Source organism: Photobacterium proteolyticum (genome assembly GCF_001939735.1).
Taxonomy (GTDB): Bacteria; Pseudomonadota; Gammaproteobacteria; order Enterobacterales; family Vibrionaceae; genus Photobacterium; species Photobacterium proteolyticum.
Window position 1 is genome coordinate 245,818 of record NZ_MJIL01000095.1, and the last position, 21,293, is coordinate 267,110.

Below are 21,293 nucleotides of genomic sequence, written 5' to 3' on the forward strand. Positions count from 1 at the left end.
TCATTACTGCTGAGCCGAACGCTGTAACTGCAACCGCTCTATATCATTGAAAAAATGAATCATTTTGGCACGGCTAACATTGTACTCAAAGTCTGTACCGTCACAGAACTCTCGGTTGTAAGCCTGAGAGTCATAGTTTTTCAACCTGATAAATTCACAGGTCGCATGCTCTTCACAAGCCTGATCACGCTCCTGCCTGAGTTGCATCCAGTAAGTTGTAAAATGCCTCAGAGCATAATCCAACTGTTCATAGTTTTCCGCGGTGAGTTCCGGGCGCAAGATTTTCAGTTCTTGCTGTCGCTCATCAATGAACTCATCAAACGTTTCAGTCAGGCTGTAGGTTGAGGAGTCATAACACTCCCCTTGTATGTAGGTTGTTTTCTGTCCGGCCACATCTGTCACTGCTTCCTGCGACGTACAGGCGGAAACAAAAAATGTAAAGAATAAACTACTGTATAACTTCATAGCGCACCACAAGGAGTCAAGAACAGCATCAAAGTCCACACCTAATTATGAGCGAATTCTCTCGAAGCAAACGGCGGATCCCCAGGTAGTCTCAACACTGAGACTATCTGGCCTATACAAGCGAAACATGGGCGATATTAAACACCGCGCTAAAACAAAAAACCCATATTTTTTTCTAAGCACTGGAAACACACTTACGACAAATCGACATTTTAGTCTGTATTGTATTCTTTACTGACTAATAACTCATTGATGGAGGCGGTATTTTAACATTTTGCTTACACTTATATTTATCTGGTTATACCAAGACTTATCTTGAGATAAGCCATTTATTAGGTACAGCAGCGCAGCACCCATTTGTCGGTATAGCCATTTTTTGATTTGCTGTCCGCCTCTTCCGAGGCAGCAACAGAAGGAGCTTGAGATGAATGTTCAGGCCTTACCAATGCATCGCTTCATTGATCATCATGGTAATCTCGTCGATCAACTTCCCGCATGGGCCGATCCGTCTACGTTGAAAGGGTTTTACTGCGATATGGTACTAACCCGCATCTATGATAACAAAGCAATTGCGCTACAACGTACCGGTAAGCTCGGTACCTACCCTTCACATTTGGGCTCCGAAGCCATCGGCATTGCCATCGGTCGGGCACTGAAAGCTGAAGATGTATTCATTCCTTACTATCGTGACATGCCTGCGATGTGGGCCCGTGGTATCGGTATGGAGAAAAACCTCCAATACTGGGGCGGTGACGAGCGAGGCAGCGATTTCTCACCCGACGACAGTCATTGTCGTGATCTACCGTTTTGTGTCCCGATTGCCACCCAGTGTACTCATGCAGTCGGTGTTGCTGCCGCATTAAAAATCCAAGGCAATCATCAGGCAGCACTGGTGACTTGCGGTGACGGCGCCACCTCCAAAGGCGACTTCCTCGAATCATTAAACTGTGCCGGGGCCTGGAACATTCCGTTAGTCTTTGTGATCAACAACAACCAGTGGGCAATATCTGTCCCAAGAGCAATTCAATGTGGTGCCGAGTTCCTCTCGGATAAAGCCAAAGGCGCCGGTCTTGAAGGGCTAACGGTGGACGGCAACGATATTGTCGCTATGTACGACGCTGTCATTACCAGCCTGGATAAAGCCCGAAAAGGCAAAGGCGCGACACTCATTGAGGCAATCAGCTATCGACTGAGCGATCATACAACCGCGGATGATGCCAGCCGCTACCGTAGCGAAGACGAATTGCAACAAGCCTGGGAATTTGAACCCGTCGGTCGTTTGAAAAAATTCCTGATAAGCCAAAACTGGTGGTCAGAAGCGGATGACACACAATGGCAGGAACACTGCCGGGAACTGGTCGAAAAAGCGGTAGAGAAATACCGGTCATTAACTCCTCAGCCACCAGAATCTGCTTTTGACTTTCTCTATGAGTCTTTAGACAGCGATCTTCATAAGCAACGTGACTTGATTATCAACAAAGCTATGCGAATGCAGGGAGGTGATCGTGGCTGAATTATCACTACTAGAATCGGTCAATCTTGCCCTTCACCATGAGATGACCGAAGACTCCAATGTCATCGTATTAGGTGAAGATGTCGGTGACAACGGTGGCGTTTTCCGAGCAACCGTCGGGTTAAAAGAGAAATTTGGTTGTAAACGCGTTATTGATTCTCCGTTGGCCGAGGCCCTGATCGGCGGTGTAACTGTCGGTATGGCCAGTCAGGGATTGCGTCCAGTCGCCGAGTTCCAGTTCCAGGGCTTTGTTTTCCCGGCAATGGAGCACCTTGCCTGCCATGCGGCCCGTATGCGCAATCGTACCAGGGGACGGCTCACCTGCCCTGCTGTGTTCAGAGCGCCATTTGGCGGCGGCATTCACGCACCTGAGCATCACTCTGAAAGTGTCGAAGCGCTATTTGCCCATATACCTGGGCTAAAGGTTATCATTCCGTCATCACCGCAACGCGCCTATGGCTTATTGCTTGCTTCTATTAGAAGCAATGATCCTGTTATGTTCTTTGAACCTAAACGAATATACCGAACTGTAAAATCCGAGGTTGCTGACGATGGCAAAGCATTACCTCTGGACACCTGCTTCACCCTAAGAAAAGGACGGGATATAACGCTGGTCACATGGGGAGCCTGCGTGGTTGAATCACTTCAGGCAGCCACTGAACTGTCACATCAGGGTATCGAAGTGGAAGTCATAGATGTCGCCTCAATCAAGCCGCTAGATATGGCAACTATTTATTCCTCATTAGAAAAAACCGGACGCTTACTGGTTGTCCATGAAGCCGCCCAAACCTGTGGCGTCGGTGCCGAAATACTTGCCAGAACCGCCGAACATGCCATGTGTTTGCTTAAAGCGCCACCCAGACGTATTACGGGTATGGATACTGTGATGCCATATTACCGCAACGAAGAGTACTTCATGGTTCAGGAAGAAGACATCATCAGGGCAGCGAAAGAGCTTACGGAGGGATGGAAATGAAGTCATTTACCTTGCCAGATCTGGGGGAAGGCCTCGCTGAGTCAGAAATCATTGAGTGGCATGTCGAGATAGGCGACACCGTTGAGCTTGATCAGGTTGTTCTGACAGTTGAAACAGCCAAAGCAACCGTGGAGGTCCCAGCCCCATATAGCGGAACAATCATTAAACGGTTTGGTAATCCGGGAGACGTCGTCAGTATAGGTAGCCTGTTACTGGAAATAGAGGAATCGTCCACTACAGCTCCTAAACAAAAGAATGTCTCAACAAACGATGCTGCAACCGTTGTAGGTACAGTATCCAACCATGATCATGATGTGAATGTCGATGAATTTTGGGTCGGTCAACACCAGCCAATCAAGCCTACTGATAGCTTAACCGCCATGCCGTCAGCACGTTTACTGGCTAAAAAGCTGGGGGTTGATTTGAATGACATCACCGGCAGCGGACCTAGCGGCGTTATTCTCGACACCGATGTCTACAATGCCTGTGACAAGCAGCTCCCCGGTACAGAGGTGCTAAAGGGAGCCCGCAGAACCATGGTACGTACCATGGCAGAATCACACCACAACGTTGCTTCCGTAACTATCACTGAAGAGGCGATGCTTGAAAATTGGAGCCCAGGTGAAGACATCACCAGCCGCCTGGTCTTGGCTATCATAGAAGCCTGCCATCAGGAACCCGCTCTCAATGCTTGGTTTGACGCCGAAACCATGACCCGTTGTGTTCACAGTACCGTGAACATCGGAATCGCTGTTGATAGTCCCCATGGCCTGTATGTCCCCGTTCTCCGCAATGCCGATGAATACAGCGCGCGTGGGATCCGGCAATGGGTCGATAGAACCGTGACGGGCATTAAGGAAAGAAAGATTGGCCGTGAGCAGCTTCAGCATGCCACTATCACATTGACAAATTTCGGGGCGATCGCCGGTATTTTTGCCACTCCTGTTGTTTCCCCTCCTCAGGTAGCGATCGTCGGGGCCGGCCGTATTATCGAAAGACTCATCCTGCGTGATAACAAACCCGTCTCAATAAAATTAATGCCGCTTTCAATGACCTTCGATCATCGGGCCTGTACCGGTGGCGAAGCAGCACGATTTATGAAGATCCTTGTCAACCATTTACAGCAAGGGAGCAGTTAACCTAATCGCAGTTAACCAATCGGTGACAGTTTATCCAATAACAAAAGTGCCAGCTCGAAAGCTGGCACTTTTTAACTAACCGTTGTAACACTACAGAAGGCGATTAATCTTCCTTCGCTGGATTAACCGGCTTTTTCTTTTTAGGAACGAATACGTTATCACCCACCGCCATGTTGTCGTAGAAGCGTTTATCCATTTTCTTCTTCGGTTTGGCAGAATCTGTTTTCTTCGCTACAGGTTTCTTGCTGGTAGGCTTCTTCTTAACAAACTTTTTCTTCGGTGCCGGTTTCAAACCTTTAAATTTACCTTCTAGGCCTTCGATGGTACTGAAGCTGATCTCTTGCTTGAGGAAAGCTTCGACATTCTTAAAGCTCTTCCAGTCTTTCGGGCCGACCAGTGAAATTGCATCACCTTTGTTACCCGCGCGACCAGTACGACCAATACGGTGAACATATTCCTCGGCATGCTTTGGCATATCAAAGTTAATCACATGAGATACTTTGTCGATATCGAGGCCACGAGAGGCAACATCTGTTGTCACAAGGATCTTATGGCAGTCACGCTCAAACTGACTCATGATGCTGTTTCGCTGAGTCTGATTAAGGTTACCGCTCAATGCGACAGCTTTCATCTTGCGTTCATTCAGCTCTTTGGTCAGGCGATCAGTGTCCGCACGTGTTGCGGTAAAGATAATCACCTGGTTGTAGTCTTCTGTTTCCAGCACTTTATCAAGCAACGCCTGCTTGTGATCTAAATGATCGCACAAGATAAAACGCTGAGTAATATCTGTATGCTCTTCAGCTGAGTGACCAATAGAAATACGCTTCGGAGCATTCAGCATATCCGAGGCAATATCAATAACATCAGCGTGATCCAGCGTAGCCGAGAACATCAAAGTTTGACGGCGGCGATGGCTGGCAGCTTCATGAATTCGGCGTAGCTGCGCTTCAAAACCCAGGTCCAGCATACGATCTGCTTCATCAAGGATCAGCATTTCGAGCCCATCAAGATGAGTACTGCGGTGCTCAAGGTGATCAGCCAATCGACCGGGAGTCGCGATCACGAACATTGGGTCATTGCGAAGTGCTTTTACCTGATCGTTGAAGTTCTCACCGCCAACAATCAGCGTACCATCATAGGGTGTACCCGCATTCAACGTACGTAATTGAGCAAATACCTGCTTGGCAAGCTCACGAGTCGGAGTCAGTACCAAGACGCGCGGATCGCGTCTTGTGAACGGCTTGCTGCGGTACATACGCTGCATAGCCGGAAGCAAGAAAGCCAGTGTTTTACCGGAGCCCGTCTTCGACGAAGCCAACACATCCTTACCCAGGATGCCAACAGGAATAGCCGTTTGTTGAATTTCAGTTGGTTTATTGAACGCCAGGTGATTCAGTTTCTTAAGTAGGCGCTGGTCTAATCCAAGGTCTTTAAAATGCAAAATGGTGCTCCGGTAAAATGCTCAATGCTAAGCAGATAATTATTACAGCTCTACCTTACGTGAGCCAACTCACACTAAGGTAGAAAATGTTAGCCGAGGATTATATCACAATTATTGATACTGACATCTACTTAAAACGCTGTATTTTTTGTTATGCAAGAACGGGATACTGATACTAAGACTTCCTTGGATATTGCTGCTCGTAACGGGTGCCTACAAATGATAAAGCGACATACTCATCAATATCCGGGCGCTGGAGGAACTCTTCAAACTGAAGGCGGGCAACTGGACAATCGATAAGCGCTGCATAACCTGATGATGAATTGTAAAAACACAACGGAGAGTTATTTCGCATGTGGATAAACCCCACACTCTCTTCGCCGTAAGCATGATAATCTGGAAATTGTTCAAGGTATTTCGTGAAGCCTGCAATCAACCGCTGCTGGTGTAATGCTGCTACACCTTCATCTAACGCCACCGTATGCATATCTTCTCCTTGTAAAACACGTCCGTAAACCATTAAATATTATCGCCTTCAACTCCACCAGCATAGTACTTGGTTAACGTATTATGAAATTTGACGGGACTAATCTATCAATATCTCATTAATTACACACTGTTGTTTCCGAAAACAATAAAACAGTGTATTATATTTGATTGTTACCTCTATCCGGATAAGGGATTACCCTCAATGACAGTAAACAAAGACAAGACATTGCCATTAATCCTTGCCATTATCATAAGCTCGACAATCGTTTGGTCTGGAATTAACCCAGCTTTTCCTGAAGTATGGATCGCGGAGATTGTCCCGATCATCTTAATTTTCTTACCATTACTGATTACCTATAAACACTTCAGGTTCTCAAACGCAGCATACCTGTTTATGTCATGCTGGCTGATATTGCACACCGTTGGCGCGCATTATACGTTCGCCAATGTACCCTTTGAATGGTTTAGCGAACTGATCGGTTCCGAGCGAAACCACTTCGATCGCTTTGCCCATTTTTCTATTGGATTCTACGCCTACCCGATAGCTGAATATCTCTCACGTAAAGGCCACTGTTCTCCGTTTCTTGCCGGATTATTCGGCCTATGCGCAATAATGGCTATTGCTGCCGGTTACGAGATCATCGAATGGTGGTACGCTGTATTGGCTGGTGGAGAAGCTGGCATTGAGTTTTTGGGTTCACAAGGCGATATATGGGATGCTCAGCAAGATATGCTGGCTGATACCCTTGGGGCGATTACAAGCCTGATATTTTTCTTCTTCAACAAGCCCTACCGAACCTACACAAACGCCTATTGATACAAAGGCCGCTGAATATTTTCAGCGGCCTAATCTAGATCATTACAAGATTGCTCTATATCGATTATACGTCTGGGTAACCATTTGGATTGTTGGATTGCCAGCGCCAGAGATCCGCTGTCATATCTTCAATCGTCCGGGTCGCCTCCCAGTGAAGCTCAGCTTTCGCTTTACTGGGATCCGCCCAACATTCAGCGATATCACCCGCCCTGCGAGGTGCTACTTGATAGGCAACGTCTACCCCTGCCGCCTTCGAAAAAGCATCAACCATCTGCAAAACACTAAGCCCATTGCCTGTACCTAAGTTATAAATATGCAGACCAGCCTTATTTCCTCTATAGTTCAGCGCAGCCAAATGCCCGTCAGCCAGGTCAAGAACATGAATATAATCACGAACGCCGGTACCATCAACGGTCGGATAATCATTACCAAACACTGATAAATACTCACGACGACCCACCGCAACCTGAGCGATAAACGGCATCAGGTTATTTGGAATGCCTTGTGGATCTTCACCCATCTCACCAGATTGATGGGAACCAACGGGATTAAAATAGCGCAACAAAGTGATGCTCATTTCCGGATGGGCTTTTTGAATGTCAGTCAGGCATTCTTCTACCATCAGCTTACTACGCCCATACGGATTTGTTGCGCTTGTCGGAAAATCTTCAGTAATTGGCACTGTTGCCGGATCACCATAAACCGTAGCCGAGGAGCTGAAAATTAAACTCTTCACCCCTGCCGCTCTCATTGCTTCAACCAAAACCAGTGTACCGTGAACATTGTTGTCGTAGTATTCCATTGGTTTTTCGACAGATTCGCCAACCGCTTTCAGGCCGGCAAAATGAATCACTGACTCGACATTTTCTTTTGCCAGGACACTGTCCAAGAAGGCACGGTCACGAATGTCACCTTCATAAAAAGCAGGCTGAACTCCAGTCAGTTTTTCTATCCTGGCTAATACCGTTTTCTTACTGTTATAGAGATTATCAACAATAATCGGTGTCATACCTGCTTCAATCATCTGTACACAGGTATGGCTACCTATATAGCCCATTCCGCCAGTTACTAAAACACGCATGGTGCCTCCCTGTGAAAAATCACATTAGTAAATTCTTAACTGTTCTATTTAGCTATAGTACATTTCTCAGGCATAACAACCATGTGTATACTAATAATTACATTTATATAGCTCTGATATTGAAGACAAATCACCTAGTCCATTCCTAATTTCTAGCAATTTAAACTCAATGACAGAAGAGATAATTTAAAGAAGACTCCTAAAATAAAACGATGTAAAATTAATTTTTCTCAGCATGGCATTCATTAATGACAAAATTCACAAGCTCCACAGTTCTTCGCCAGCTTGTAGCCCTTTGCTTCCTGCTGTTTACCTTAACAGGCTGTGAAATAGTTGGCTGGAAAGCAGAGCAGGATAAACTTGCCCTTCAGGAAGCGGGCTACACGGAACACTTTCTCACTCTTGCCGACGGCGGCAAAATGAAATATTGGGTCGGAGGCACTGGAAAGCCTTTGCTGCTTCTCCATGGCTTTGGCGGCACGGCCATATCAACATGGAAAAAGGAGATGCTAGAGCTAAACAAAGACTACATGGTGATTGCGCCTGATCTTGCTTGGTTCGGCGACTCGCACAGTAACGGTACACCTAACCTCACTACCCAAACCGATGCCGTATGGCAGATCATTGATTCGTTGAACATTGAAAAAATCAATGTTGCTGGTATCTCCTATGGTGGCTTTGTTACTTACAACATGATGCTGTCACCACAGAGAATTGATAAATCAGTCATCATCGCCAGCCCCGGTCCTCTTTTCAATGATGATGATTTAAGTCAGCTCTGTATGCGTGCCAATGTCGAGAAACCGGAGGACTTGTTTGTACCGCAAAATAGCAATGAAGTTCGCCGTTTATTTGACTATGTGTTTGTTGATAAAAAACGTATGCCAGACTTTGTTGCCGACCAGATTTACCTCAGCTATTTCGCACCATGGCGAAGTGAGAAAAAACAGCTAATTCAGAGCCTTGTTAGTGACAGAGAACGGATCAGCAAATACCCAGCAAATAAACTGCCACAGAGCATGTTAATTTGGGGCGACAGTGACCAGATTTTCCCCCTTGATAGCGGAATTAAACTCAGCGAGTACATGAATTCATCGCTGGTTGTGATCCCCAATACCGGTCACGGTGTTACTAACGAGCAACCAAAACTGGTGACTAAATTGTTGAAATCATTCTTATCCTAAATCAAGTCGCAGTGGGAGAGTAAACTATCAAGATGAGTATTATGAAAACTAGAACGTTATGCCAGTGGAAATGTTTCTCTGTTGAACAGGCGACACACAGCTTACCAGATGGCCGACAGATTGACTTTACAACGGTTAAGCACCCCGGAGCTGTAGTGATTTTACCGGTAACAAATAACGGCGAGCTTGTTATGGTTCGCCAGTACCGGCCAGCAATTCAAAAATGGATTCTGGAGTTTCCGGCTGGGACTCTCGAAAGTCAGGAAGATATCCTTTCCTGTGCCAAACGAGAACTGGCCGAAGAAGTTCAGCTTAAAGCAGAGCTGTGGCAAGACCTTGGTGAATTGCTGCCTGTCCCCGGCTTCTGTGATGAAGTCCAATACCTCTTCTTTGCCAAAGGGCTAACAGAGTGCACTGGCGAACTAGATGATGATGAAATCATTGAAGTTATCACCCTCTCTGTTAATGATTTTGAGATGAAAGTAGCCAGTGGCGAAATACAAGACGCCAAAACACTCTCAACCTTTTTCAAGGCACGTATGCTGAAATTACTCTAAGTGCTGGAGTGACTCTTCGTAACGGCAGGATCCCGGAGCATGGAATACTTTGTTACCAATAAGGTCTATTTCAGACAGAACAAACACTCGAATTAGGGTGCCAGTTATGGCATCTTGCCCGTCAACTAACGAGGACGATTCTGATGGACAAACTTTTTTCGATGCTAAATAAGGCCACGGCACTGCTGGCTATGCTCATGTTTATTGCTGGCGGCGGTATGGCGCTGTTTGTCATGTTTTACGGCAATTAATACAGTCAACGCCACACAGCCACCAGGCAAACAGGCAAGCTCTTTAACAAACGGTAACGCCTGGACATTGTGTCAGGCGTTACCGCGATACATCGCGCCTAAGGTCTACTTAGGAATTGACTACATTCGCATACCGCCATCAACTTCAAGTACCCGACCAGTGAAATAATCGTTTTCCAGAATGTATTTCACGGCATGTGCAATTTCACAGGCCTCTCCCATCCTGCCAACCGGGACCATTTTCTTCAGTCGCTCGATGGCCTCCGGCTTTAACTGATCTGCCATCGCTGTCTGCACAATCCCGGGAGCAACTGCTGCTGCACGAATACCATACCTTCCAAGCTCTTTCGCCCAGCACACTGCCATGGTTGCGACGGCGGCTTTTGAGGCCGAATAATTAGTCTGACCGATATTACCGGCTCGGGAGACACTTGAGATGTTAATGATTACTCCTTGGCTATCGGAAGCAATCATCTGTAATGCAGCCTCTCGACCACACAAGAAAGTCCCTGTCACATTCACATCCATCACAGTCTTGAATTGCTCCAGTGACATCTTGCTGATCTCACCTTCTTTTTGCTTAACCAGTAAACCATCGCGTAATACCCCGGCGTTGTTTACTAGCCCGTTTAACTGACCAAAATCATCAATCACACTCGAGAAGACGTCTTCAACACTCTTCTCGCAGGTTACATCGGCTATATATATCAACGCTTTGGTACTGAGCATCTGGCACTGCGACTGAGTTTGCTTCAAGCCATCTTCATTAACATCAATAAGAGCCAGCTCAGCACCAGCCTGTGCCAAAGTAACTGCCATCATTTGGCCTAGTCCCTGCCCGGCCCCTGTAATTGCAATGACACTCTGCTTCAAATCCATATGTCTGCCTCCCCTGAATAGAATTTAGGCTCAATTGTTGGTTTTCTTGTCACGGTAGAACTCGAACATGCTGGAGAAATCCAGTAACTCATTGCCTTTTGCGTTATGAAGTGCATAAAGGTTTCTGGCCAAAGCCCCCATAGGAATGGCCGACTGGCTATGAAGGGCGGCATCCATCCCCAAACCAAGATCTTTGAGCATTAACTTACTCATAAACCCCGGCTGGTAAGCGTTGCTAGCAGGCGCTTTATCCGTTACACCAGGGCACGGGTTATACAGCTCCAGAGCCCAATTACGCCCAGAACTCTGCAGCATGATATCTGAAAGGACTTTGGGGTCGAGGCCGTTATCAATGCCCAGGCTTAATGTCTCACACGTCCCCGACATCAAAATACCTAACATCAGGTTATTACATATTTTGGCCATTTGTCCGTCACCGGCCTTACCCGCATGGAAGATGTTCTTTCCGACATGTTTAAGAGTCTCTTGCGCTTTCTCAAAACCGCTGTCAGTACCGCCAACAATAAATGTCAGTGTTGCAGCTTGTGCCCCGGCGACACCACCGGAAACAGGGGCATCAACAAACTCGAACCCCTTCTTTGCAGCCTCTGCGGCCACGATACGAGCCGACTCAGGATCGATTGTCGAAGAGTCAATCAGGAAAGTATCATCATCAACAAGGTTAAGCAGCCCGACGCCTCCATGATGATCGCCAAGATAGACAGCCCTAACATGTTCACCGGCAGGAAGCATCGTAATAACAATGTTTACTCCCTTTACCACCTCTTCAGGAGACGAGGCAACAAAGGCACCGTGGCTTTCAAGCTTTTTTGCCGCCTCGGTATTCAAATCATAAACTCTTACGTTACAGCCAGCTTTCAATAGATTTTGAGCCATTGGGTTGCCCATGTTACCCAACCCGATAAACGCGATGGTGCTCATGATAAACCTCCTGCGTAATAAAGATAATATTGGTTAGTTCATTGTTAATGATTGACCTAATGTGGCCAGAGGATTCTCAGATTCATCCCAAAGCGGGGTAAACAAGGAGTCAATGACACTTTGGTCAACTTCACTCAAAGTTGTATAAAGCCAATCTGGTTGACCGCATTTATCTATCAACCTTGCCCTGACTCCCTCTTGAAACTCACCAAGTAAACCGCAATGCACAGATAGACTTAATTCAAGCCGAAAACACTCTTCCAGCGACAAGTGGTGATATTGAGTCAACTGACGAAAGCAAATATTGGCTGTAATTGGGCTGCCTTCCTCAAGCGTTCTTTTTGCTCTTTCCAGCCAACGGTTATCTCCTTCAATCGACATGATCTGGCGGGAGATATCAACCAAATCATCCGCTTTACAGGCGAGCTGAATCTGAGAAAAGTAAGGGCCGATATAACTAACCGGACGATGTGGGTCTGCGGTATCGGCAAAGCCAGTCAACATCTCTGTGACCAACTCCTTGTTGAACGTCAAATCACCATCAGCAACTTTGTTACTTTTGACCCAATTGCTACCCTGTAACTTCTCAAGCACTGACTGCTTCTGTTCGGGTATTAACATATGCTCCGACATCCCTAATTCAAGCGCATCAGTAGCGTTGATCTGTGCGCCGGTAAGCCCAAGAAACATACCAATACCGTCAGGAAGTTTGTTCAGAAACCAGGTTCCGCCAACATCCGGATATAGCCCGATACTTATCTCTGGCATGGCCAACCTGGAGGTGGGCGTCGTGACTCTATGGCTGGCACCCATATAGAGGCCCATCCCGCCCCCCATTATTATTCCTTCCCCCCACACTATCACCGGCTTGCTGTAGCGATAAATTAAGTAATCACAGCCGTATTCAACCGTAAAGTACTCTGTAAGAAATTGCTTTGCCGTTTCGGCCTGCCCTTCTCTCTCTGACGCAGCACGCATCATGTTATACATGGTGCGGACATCACCTCCTGCGCAAAACGCCTTCTCACCAACGCCATGCAGAAAGACGCACACGATACGTTCATCGCTCTCCCATACTTCCAGCTTTGCTTTCAGTTGCCTGAGCATATCCAGTGTCAGCGCATTGAGCGAGGCTGGGTTGTCTAGTTCCACTACCCCAATCTTGTTCCCATCAACACAATCAAGCTCACTGCAGTTCACTTTGCCAACCATTGTCTACCTCATTATTTTGATTACTTGTTCTTCCATTGGGGTGGACGCTTGTCCAAAAACGCCTTCACACCTTCAGCTTGATCTTCGGTATCAAACAACTGAACAAACAATTCACGCTCTTTCATCAGACCATGTTGCAATGGCGCTGTCCGGCAGTTCTGAATCAGCTTCTTACAAGCAGCCACAGATGAAGGAGACTGGTTAGCTACAGAATTAGCCAGCTTCATGGCGCTCTCAAGCCCCTGCCCCGACGCCACGACTTCTTCAACCAAGCCAATTTCAAGCCCCTGAGAGGCGCTAACCCGATCCCCGCACAAGATCATTCGTTTCGCCCAACCTTCTCCCACCAGCCAGGTCAGATTCTGCGTACCTCCGGCACATGGCAACAGACCAACCTTGGCTTCTGGCAATGCCATTTCGGCATGGGCCTCAGCAACTCGTATATCACAAGCCAGTGCAACTTCAAGCCCACCTCCCATGGCGAACCCATTGATTGACGCGATGGATACCCCACGAAAAGCAGATAAAGTCTCAAAAGCCATCCCAAAGCACTGAGCCATTTCAACTGCCACGGCTTTATCACCATCGGCGAATAATTTCAGATCAGCGCCGGCAGAAAAGAACTTCTCGCCCTGCCCGGTTATCACCAAGGCATAGACATGTTTATCTTTGTTCAATATCTCGATTATCTTTCTGAGCTGAACAAGACTCTCTGCCGTCCAGGTGTTCGCTGGTGGGTTATTCATGGTAAGCACGGCGACATGGCCGTCAATGTCGACTAAAATCGCGTTGTTGTCTGACATAATGGCTTCCTTTATCTCTGTTGGCTTGGTCTATCCAAGTTCGAATTAAAGTAGCTCGGTTCCTTCTTTCAGTACCCGCCGTGAAATAATAAGCCTCATGATCTCATTGGTTCCTTCTAGGATTTGATGGACTCTTACATCACGGAAATGGCGTTCCAGCGAATACTCTTTGATATAGCCATATCCACCGTAGAGTTGCAGTGCCTGATCGCAAACCTTGAAACCAATGTCTGTCGCAAACCGCTTCGCCATCGCGCAGTATGCTGTCGCTTCGGGATCTTGTCGGTCTAGCTTGGTTGAGGCATAGCGCACCAACTGCCTGGCTGCGACCAATTCTGTTGCCATATCTGCAAGCTTGAACTGAACCGACTGAAATTGAGACAGTGACTGGCCAAATTGCTGCCGCTCGGTCACATATTGCTTTGCCTGATTAAGGGCATGCTGGGCCGTACCTAGCGAGCAAGATGCAATGTTTATCCGCCCGCCATCTAACACCTTCATCGCAAATTTGAAGCCTTCTCCCTCACTACCGAGCAAGTTAACAGCAGGGACTTCAACATTTTCAAATGTCACAGCACGGGTTGGCTGGCTATTCCAACCCATTTTAGGCTCTTTTCTTCCGTAGCTGATCCCGGCAGCCTCCGCCGGTACAATAAAGGCTGAAATACCACTTGCTCCAGTCGCTTTCGAACCATCACTGCCAGTTCTTGCCATTACTACAAGCACATCCGTTTCACCTGCGCCGGAGATAAAAGCCTTGGCTCCGTTAAGCACATAACTATCACCCTTCTTAACAGCCGTTGTGGTTAGTGATGCTGCATCGGATCCGGCATTGGCCTCGGTCAGACAATAAGAAGCCAACCATTCTCCCGTCAGTAATTTCGGACAAAACGCCGCCTTTGCCTGCTCGGTAGCAAACGAGGCAATCATCCAGCTAACCATGTTATGAATGGTCATAAAGGCCGTGGTTGAGGTGCAGCCCATCGAAAGCTGCTCGAAGATAATAGAGGCATCCAGGCGACTTAGCCCTAACCCTCCCTGCTCTTCCGGCACATATAGACTCAGAAAGCCTAGTTCACCCGCTTCTCTTAGCACCTCTTTAGGAAATATCTGCTTTTCATCCCATTCAGCCGCCTGTGGCGCCAAACGTTCATTGGCAAACTGACGGGCAGTTTCAGCAAAAGCACGTTGTTCTTCATTGAGTTCAAAATCCATCTTCGTCTCCCTTAGCGTTGGTAAATCAACGTAGGTGGATCGTCAAATTTGGTCCGGTTGGAATATCATCATCAAACCACCGAGAGGTGACTGTTTTTGTCTCAGTGTAAAAACGAACAGCCTGCTTGCCATACGCATGCAGATCCCCGTAAAAACTCCCTCGCCACCCGGTAAAAGAGAAGAAAGGTAACGGCACCGGAATAGGTACATTAATACCAACCTGACCGACTTCAATTTCATGCTGATACTTACGGGCAGCAGCACCACAGGCGGTGAATATTGATGTGCCGTTGCCGTACGGGTTGGCATTGACGAGCGCAATAGCCTCTTCCAACGTATCGACTTCAACACAGAGCAATACCGGACCAAAAATCTCTTCCTGATAGACAGACATTGACGTTTGAACACTACTGAATAGTGTCGGTGCAACCCAATTGCCATCTGGATAGCCTTCAACCTCACAGTGGCTACCGTCCAGCTCACAGACAGCACCTTGATCTTTACCCTCGCGGATCAGACGTAAAACACGATCTTTGGCTTTTTGGCTGATCAAAGGGCCATAGCCGGCATTTTCGTCATCCCAAGACCCGGGCCGGATCTTTGCCATAGCCTGCTTTAACTCTGGTATCCATTCCTTGGTACCATCAACCAGCACCGCCACAGAAATTGCCATACATCGCTGGCCAGCAGCACCAACAGATGAACCCACCAGGTTATTAATTACCTGCTCTTTGTTGGCATCCGGCATCACAACCATATGGTTTTTTGCCCCGGCAAACGCTTGAACACGTTTGAGATGATGAGTCCCTGTCTGGTAGATATGACGGGCAACTGGCACCGAACCAACAAAAGAAATCGTTCTAATTTTCGGGTGCGCCAATAAATAGTCCACCTGCTCCCGTTGGCCATGAACAATTTGTAACACGCCTTTTGGGGCACCGGCTTGTTCAAACAGTTCGGCCAGCCGAATGGAAGTCAGAGGCACTTGATCAGAAGGTTTCAGTACAAAGGTATTACCTGCGGCTATGGCCATCGGGAACATCCATAACGGTATCATCGCCGGAAAGTTAAATGGTGTTATCCCACTACAGACTCCTAGTGGCTGCATGATCGAATAAGTATCGATCTCTTTGGCGACGTTCTCGACCGTTTCCCCCATCATGAGGCTGGCGATATTGGCAGCCTGCTCAACCACTTCAATCCCACGCCAGACATCCCCTTTGGCATCGGCAAATATCTTTCCTGTTTCACTGGAAAGCAACGTGGCTATTTCATCATGATGGGTTTTCAGCAATTGCTGATAGTTCAGCATTAACCGGGAACGTTCCGGCACCGGCACCTCTTTCCATGATTTGAAAGTCTCGTAAGCGCTCGATATAGCCTCTTCAATTTCATCTTCTGTCGCACAAGGTAGCTTGGCTATAACACTGTTATCTGCCGGGTTGGTAACGTCTACCCATTGCAGTGATTGCGACTGACGGAACTCACCATCAATATATAAAGGAACATGTTGGGTCATAATTGCTCCTCAGGGTTTATCACCCTGTATAAATAGAAGGGAAAATTCGTGAATAATATTTTTCATACACAAAGTGTACTAACCAGAGTTCGCTGGAACTTCAATAGCTATGGCCGTCGCTTCACCTCCCCCTATACATAGCGAAGCAATGCCTTTCAATGTCTGCTTTTTCGTCTTGGCTTGTTGCTTGTTGTTCAGAGCATGAATTAAGGTAACGAGAATTCTCGCACCACTTGCTCCTATTGGATGACCAAGTGCGCAAGCTCCTCCGTGAACATTAACCTTTGCCGGATCTAGCTCCAGCTCACGAACGGCTATCTGGGTCACAACAGCAAAGGCCTCATTAATTTCCCACAAATCGACATCATCGACGGACCATTCAAGTTCGGAAAGTAATTTGCGGATGGCATAAACAGGTGCTGTTGTAAAATCAGCTGGCCGCTGTGCATATGTCGCGTGCCCTTTGATGATGGCGAGAGGTGCAAGCCCTTGCTGGCTGGCCGACTCGGCATCCATCACCAACAGAGCTGCCGCGCCATCAGAAATTGAGCTGGAATTGGCTGCGGTAACACTTCCGTCTTTGGCAAAAGCCGGCTTGAGTGCAGGGATCTTCTTGATGTTTATTTCGCCAGGATGCTCATCTTGAGAAACTAAGATGACTCCGTGTTTACTTTCTTTCTTAACGGATACTATTTCTTGGTCAAACATCTGATGTTGCTGCGCAGCAACAGCCCGTTCAACAGACATAGCTGCCCATTGATCCATCTCTTCGCGGGAAAACTCAAATTTATCTGCCACCTGCTGAGCATAAACGCCCATTAAATGTCCGTCATAGGCATCTTGCAGACCATCAAGAAACATATGGTCGTAAACAGTGTGATGACCTAATCGCATTCCGCTGCGAGCTTCTTTTTGCAAATACGGTGCATTGGTCATGCTTTCCATTCCACCCGCGATAATGGCTTTGGCGCAGCCAGCGCAGATTAAGTCATTCGCAAGCATGACAGATTTCATCCCGGACCCGCAGACCTTATTTATGGTGGTACAGCCAACCGAATGTGGCAGCCCCGCACCAAGGGCGGCCTGCCTTGCCGGAGCCTGGCCGCACCCGGCAGGTAACACGCATCCCATGTAAACTTCATCAATCTCTGACGGAGTGATTGCTGCCTCTTCGAGCACAGCTTGAATGGCAAACTGCCCCAATTCCGGTGCCGAGAATGAAGAAAATTGCCCCTGAAAGCTTCCGAGAGCAGTACGGCGTGCTGCGACAATCCAAACGTTTTTTTCCATTACTTCGCCCTCTTTGAAGACAGCAATAACAGTGAAAACTGAACATCTTTGATAATAGTCAGAGCCGGCTCAATTTCTTGACGTTTACGTAAGCATAGCACTAACATTTACGTAAACGTTAAGAAACAAACTGATCACACTTGTAATTCTGTTGGCAACCCGATGTACAGCATAATTGCCAAATGTAATCGCAGGCTGAGTTCAACATGTCAGTCCAGACTGTTGCCGGACCTCACCATATTGTGAGTCCGCGCCTTGAGGAGGCTGTAAAGTGGAGACTTTTAAAATCAGTGACTTAGCGAAGGAGTTCAACATCACAACCCGAAGTATTCGGTTTTATGAAGATGTCGGCCTGCTACACCCATCCAGAAACGGTAATACCCGGGTCTACAAACGCCGGGACAAAATCAGGCTCAAGCTGATTTTACGAGGAAAGCGGCTAGGTTTTTCATTGGCTGAAATTCGCGAACTGTTCGAACTCTATGACACTAACCAAAGCCACACCCAGCTCAATGAGATGCTAAGGATCATTGACGATAAGCAGGCCATTTTGAAGCGCCAGCTTGATGATATCAATGTTGTGCTAAATGAGCTCCAGATTGCCAAAGCCCGTTGCCATCAGGCCCTGAACAACTCAGACACACACTGAATACGACCATTTAGATATCGAAATTACAGCTGTTCATCACAACTTGGTTAACCGGAGATGTTATGAAAGATCTGTTCACGCCCCTCAATTTTGGCCTTGACGACACCCTCGACATGCTCCGTGAGCAGGTAAACAATTTTGCCAGCGAGGCCATTGCTCCTCTGGCAGCACAAGCGGATAAGGACAATCTATTTCCCAACCAGCTTTGGCCTCTGATGGGCGAAATGGGGCTACTCGGTGTCACCGTGAGTGAAGAGTATGGCGGTGCTAACATGGGATATCTCGCCCATGTTATTGCCATGGAAGAAATTAGCCGGGCATCAGCCTCTGTGGGTTTGAGCTATGGAGCGCACTCGAATCTCTGTGTCAATCAAATCTATCGCAACGGGACAGCTGAGCAAAGAGCAAAATACCTGCCGCCGCTAATTACGGGCGAACATGTTGGAGCCCTGGCGATGAGTGAACCCAATGCGGGCTCAGATGTTGTCAGTATGCAGCTTAAGGCCGAGCGACGCGGGAACAATTTCGTCCTCAATGGCAGCAAAATGTGGATCACCAACGGCCCCGATGCCGAGACCTTTGTCGTCTACGCCAAAACAGAGCCAGAGTCCGGTTCACATGGGATCTCAGCGTTTATTATTGAACGTGATTTTGCAGGCTTTAGTCATGCACAAAAGCTCGACAAACTCGGGATGCGTGGCTCCAACACCTGTGAACTGGTGTTCCATGACTGTGTCGTGCCGGCCGAGAACCTCCTTGGCGAACTCAACAAAGGGGTCAACGTCTTGATGAGCGGGCTGGACTATGAACGAGTCGTTCTTGCCGCCGGCCCCTTGGGGATCATGCGGGCCTGTCTCGATCTTGTTATGCCCTACATCCATGACCGCAAGCAGTTTGGCCAATCTATTGGCGAATTCCAGTTGGTTCAGGCCAAAGTCGCAGATATGTACACCCGCACCAATGCAGCACGTGCTTATGTTTATGCCGTTGCTGCTGCCTGTGATCGGGGCGAAAGCACACGAAAAGATGCTGCAGGTGCCATTTTGTACAGTGCCGAACTGGCCACACAGTTGGCATTGGACGCCATTCAACTACTCGGCGGAAATGGATATATCAACGAGTTCCCTGCTGGTCGTCTGCTCAGGGATGCCAAATTGTATGAAATAGGTGCCGGCACCTCTGAAATTCGCCGCATGCTGATCGGCAGAGAACTGTTCGAGGAATCTAAATAAGGACACGGCTTAATGGCAATTATTCAGACACATATTCATGCCAATGAACCCCAGTTCAAGCAAAACAAGCAGAGTATGGCCGAGCTGGTTGACGAGCTTCATAGCCATGTTCACCTCTTGCTTCAAGGTGGTGGCGAGCAGGCTAAAGCCCGGCAGAAAGAAAAAGGAAAACTTCCGGTGCGGGAACGGATAGATGCGGTACTCGACCCTGGCAGCCCTTTCCTTGAAATCGGACAATTTGCAGCCTGGCAGGTCTATGACGAAGAAATTCCTTGTGCAGGTGTCGTAGCGGGAATTGGCAGAGTGGAAGGTGTCGAGTGCATGATTATCGGCAATGATCCCACCGTCAAAGGCGGCACCTATTACCCACTCACCGTTAAGAAACACCTGCGAGCACAAGAAATTGCCGAACGCTGCCATCTTCCCTGCATTTACCTGGTGGATTCAGGTGGTGCGAACCTGCCTCATCAGGCTGAAGTTTTTCCCGATCGGGACCACTTTGGCCGGATCTTTTTCAATCAGGCTCGGATGTCTGCCAAGGGGATCCCGCAAATTGCAGTGGTACTGGGTTTATGTACTGCAGGTGGAGCCTATGTACCGGCCATGGCCGATGTTTCAATTATCGTTAAAGAGCAAGGCACAATTTTTCTGGCTGGCCCCCCACTGGTAAAAGCCGCTACAGGTGAAATTGTCTCTGCCGAAGAACTTGGTGGTGCAGATGTTCACTGCAAAACATCAGGTGTTGCCGATTATTTTGCCCAAAATGAGCATCATGCTATTGATCTGACCCGGCAAGCAATAGCAAGCTGTCACATTGAAACTCAACCCAAAGCCGAATGTTCAATTGAAAATCACCCGTTGCCGCCACGTTACCCTGCCGATGAGCTTTTCGGTATTGTCGGCACGGATCTGAGAAAGCCCATCGACATCAAGGAAGTGATCGCACGCATCGTTGATGACTCTGCCTTTGATGAGTTCAAAGCCTTATATGGAGACACTCTGGTCTGCGGTTTCGCAACACTCTATGGCCACCCTATAGGCATTGTTGCCAACAACGGGATCTTGTTTTCAGAATCAGCCCAGAAAGGTGCCCACTTCATCGAACTTTGCGCCAAAAGAAAAATCCCCCTGCTTTTCCTCCAGAATATAACTGGCTTTATGGTCGGCAAAAAATATGAATCTGAAGGAATAGCCAAACATGGGGCCAAGATGGTGATGGCTGTAGCCTGCGCCGACGTACCCAAATTTACCGTGATCATTGGCGGCTCTTACGGGGCTGGTAACTACGGCATGTGCGGCAGAGCCTATAACCCAACCATGATGTGGATGTGGCCGAATGCCCGCATATCCGTCATGGGTGGTGCTCAGGCGGCTGGGGTGATGGCCCAGGTCACTCGCGATATCAAAGAGCGCAAAGGCCAACCTTGGACAGACGAAGAGGAAGCCGCTTTTAAAAAGCCTATTCGCGACCAGTATGAAAAAGAAGGCTCCCCGTATTATGCCAGTGCCAGGCTGTGGGATGACGGCATTATCGATCCGAGACAGACAAGGGAGATTGTCGGCATTGCCCTTTCAGCGTCATTAAGGGCACCGATTCCAGAAAGCCAATTTGGTATTTTCAGAATGTAAGGGTACACAT

At 47.8% G+C, this 21,293-nt stretch carries 21 protein-coding genes; 10 read left to right on the top strand and 11 right to left on the bottom strand.

Going from position 1 to position 21,293, the window contains the following annotated elements; genetic code table 11:
* Positions 1 to 3: 3 nt before the first annotated feature.
* On the bottom strand, positions 4 to 465 hold the full coding sequence (locus BIT28_RS24555; protein WP_075767570.1) for a hypothetical protein: 462 nt from the start codon (positions 463 to 465) through the stop codon (positions 4 to 6).
* Between the two features lie 424 nt (positions 466 to 889).
* Between BIT28_RS24555 and pdhA the strand changes: the two genes are divergently transcribed.
* The 3 genes from pdhA to BIT28_RS24570 are packed head-to-tail and all read left to right on the top strand — an operon-like array spanning position 890 to position 4,093.
* A complete protein-coding gene (gene pdhA, locus BIT28_RS24560) occupies positions 890 to 1,978 on the top strand; it encodes a pyruvate dehydrogenase (acetyl-transferring) E1 component subunit alpha (protein ID WP_075767571.1) in 1,089 nt (362 codons plus the stop codon).
* A complete protein-coding gene (locus tag BIT28_RS24565; RefSeq protein WP_075767572.1) occupies positions 1,971 to 2,954 on the top strand; it encodes an alpha-ketoacid dehydrogenase subunit beta in 984 nt (327 codons plus the stop codon). The genes pdhA and BIT28_RS24565 overlap by 8 nt, the downstream gene beginning before the upstream one ends.
* Positions 2,951 to 4,093 carry a dihydrolipoamide acetyltransferase family protein gene (locus tag BIT28_RS24570; protein ID WP_075767644.1) on the top strand — a complete coding sequence of 381 codons (1,143 nt, stop codon included), beginning with the start codon at positions 2,951 to 2,953 and terminating at the stop codon, positions 4,091 to 4,093. The genes BIT28_RS24565 and BIT28_RS24570 overlap by 4 nt, the downstream gene beginning before the upstream one ends.
* A 103-nt stretch (positions 4,094 to 4,196) precedes the next feature.
* On the opposite strand, the gene BIT28_RS24575 is transcribed toward BIT28_RS24570, so the two are convergent.
* Positions 4,197 to 5,534: a DEAD/DEAH box helicase gene (locus BIT28_RS24575; protein WP_075767573.1), complete on the bottom strand. Its 1,338-nt coding sequence runs from the start codon at positions 5,532 to 5,534 to the stop codon at positions 4,197 to 4,199.
* Between the two features lie 175 nt (positions 5,535 to 5,709).
* Positions 5,710 to 6,054, bottom strand: a complete 345-nt coding sequence (locus BIT28_RS24580; RefSeq protein WP_139310518.1) for a hypothetical protein — start codon at positions 6,052 to 6,054, stop codon at positions 5,710 to 5,712.
* 171 nt (positions 6,055 to 6,225) lie between these two features.
* On the opposite strand from BIT28_RS24580, the gene BIT28_RS24585 reads away from it, so the two are divergent.
* The gene (locus BIT28_RS24585; protein WP_075767575.1) at positions 6,226 to 6,840 is read left to right on the top strand and encodes a DUF2238 domain-containing protein; all 615 of its coding nucleotides are present in this window, start codon (positions 6,226 to 6,228) and stop codon (positions 6,838 to 6,840) included.
* 64 nt (positions 6,841 to 6,904) lie between these two features.
* Here BIT28_RS24585 and galE read toward each other — a convergent pair whose 3' ends face one another.
* A complete protein-coding gene (gene galE / locus BIT28_RS24590; protein WP_075767576.1) occupies positions 6,905 to 7,921 on the bottom strand; it encodes a UDP-glucose 4-epimerase GalE in 1,017 nt (338 codons plus the stop codon).
* A 248-nt stretch (positions 7,922 to 8,169) separates the two neighbouring features.
* Between galE and BIT28_RS24595 the strand changes: the two genes are divergently transcribed.
* The 3 genes from BIT28_RS24595 to BIT28_RS24605 all read left to right on the top strand — a co-directional run bounded on the left by BIT28_RS24595 (position 8,170) and on the right by BIT28_RS24605 (position 9,913).
* On the top strand, positions 8,170 to 9,105 hold the full coding sequence (locus BIT28_RS24595; protein ID WP_075767577.1) for an alpha/beta fold hydrolase: 936 nt from the start codon (positions 8,170 to 8,172) through the stop codon (positions 9,103 to 9,105).
* A 41-nt stretch (positions 9,106 to 9,146) separates the two neighbouring features.
* Entirely contained in the window at positions 9,147 to 9,662 is a 516-nt protein-coding gene (locus tag BIT28_RS24600; RefSeq protein ID WP_075767578.1) for an NUDIX hydrolase, read from the top strand.
* A gap of 143 nt (positions 9,663 to 9,805) precedes the next feature.
* Entirely contained in the window at positions 9,806 to 9,913 is a 108-nt protein-coding gene (locus tag BIT28_RS24605) for a 3-ketoacyl-ACP reductase (protein ID WP_075767579.1), read from the top strand.
* A gap of 120 nt (positions 9,914 to 10,033) precedes the next feature.
* Here the strand turns inward: BIT28_RS24605 and BIT28_RS24610 are convergent, their stop codons facing one another.
* The 7 genes from BIT28_RS24610 to BIT28_RS24640 form a co-directional block, all read right to left on the bottom strand.
* The gene (locus tag BIT28_RS24610; RefSeq protein WP_075767580.1) at positions 10,034 to 10,792 is read right to left on the bottom strand and encodes an SDR family oxidoreductase; all 759 of its coding nucleotides are present in this window, start codon (positions 10,790 to 10,792) and stop codon (positions 10,034 to 10,036) included.
* 30 nt (positions 10,793 to 10,822) lie between these two features.
* Positions 10,823 to 11,734: a 3-hydroxyisobutyrate dehydrogenase gene (gene mmsB, locus BIT28_RS24615; RefSeq protein ID WP_075767581.1), complete on the bottom strand. Its 912-nt coding sequence runs from the start codon at positions 11,732 to 11,734 to the stop codon at positions 10,823 to 10,825.
* A gap of 33 nt (positions 11,735 to 11,767) precedes the next feature.
* Positions 11,768 to 12,946, bottom strand: a complete 1,179-nt coding sequence (locus tag BIT28_RS24620; RefSeq protein ID WP_075767582.1) for an enoyl-CoA hydratase/isomerase family protein — start codon at positions 12,944 to 12,946, stop codon at positions 11,768 to 11,770.
* Positions 12,947 to 12,966: 20 nt separating this feature from the next.
* The gene (locus BIT28_RS24625; protein WP_075767583.1) at positions 12,967 to 13,749 is read right to left on the bottom strand and encodes an enoyl-CoA hydratase; all 783 of its coding nucleotides are present in this window, start codon (positions 13,747 to 13,749) and stop codon (positions 12,967 to 12,969) included.
* Positions 13,750 to 13,794: 45 nt separating this feature from the next.
* Positions 13,795 to 14,964 carry an acyl-CoA dehydrogenase family protein gene (locus BIT28_RS24630; RefSeq protein ID WP_075767584.1) on the bottom strand — a complete coding sequence of 390 codons (1,170 nt, stop codon included), beginning with the start codon at positions 14,962 to 14,964 and terminating at the stop codon, positions 13,795 to 13,797.
* 25 nt (positions 14,965 to 14,989) lie between these two features.
* Positions 14,990 to 16,483, bottom strand: a complete 1,494-nt coding sequence (locus tag BIT28_RS24635; protein ID WP_075767585.1) for a CoA-acylating methylmalonate-semialdehyde dehydrogenase — start codon at positions 16,481 to 16,483, stop codon at positions 14,990 to 14,992.
* Between the two features lie 78 nt (positions 16,484 to 16,561).
* Positions 16,562 to 17,773, bottom strand: a complete 1,212-nt coding sequence (locus tag BIT28_RS24640; protein ID WP_075767586.1) for a thiolase family protein — start codon at positions 17,771 to 17,773, stop codon at positions 16,562 to 16,564.
* Positions 17,774 to 18,044: 271 nt separating this feature from the next.
* On the opposite strand from BIT28_RS24640, the gene BIT28_RS24645 reads away from it, so the two are divergent.
* The 3 genes from BIT28_RS24645 (at position 18,045) to BIT28_RS24655 (ending at position 21,283) form a co-directional block, all read left to right on the top strand.
* Positions 18,045 to 18,422 (top strand): MerR family transcriptional regulator, encoded by a 378-nt coding sequence (locus BIT28_RS24645; protein ID WP_075767587.1) that lies wholly within the window; start codon positions 18,045 to 18,047, stop codon positions 18,420 to 18,422.
* A 62-nt stretch (positions 18,423 to 18,484) separates the two neighbouring features.
* On the top strand, positions 18,485 to 19,654 hold the full coding sequence (locus BIT28_RS24650) for an isovaleryl-CoA dehydrogenase (RefSeq protein ID WP_075767588.1): 1,170 nt from the start codon (positions 18,485 to 18,487) through the stop codon (positions 19,652 to 19,654).
* Between the two features lie 12 nt (positions 19,655 to 19,666).
* A complete protein-coding gene (locus BIT28_RS24655; protein WP_075767589.1) occupies positions 19,667 to 21,283 on the top strand; it encodes a carboxyl transferase domain-containing protein in 1,617 nt (538 codons plus the stop codon).
* Positions 21,284 to 21,293 lie beyond the last annotated feature (10 nt).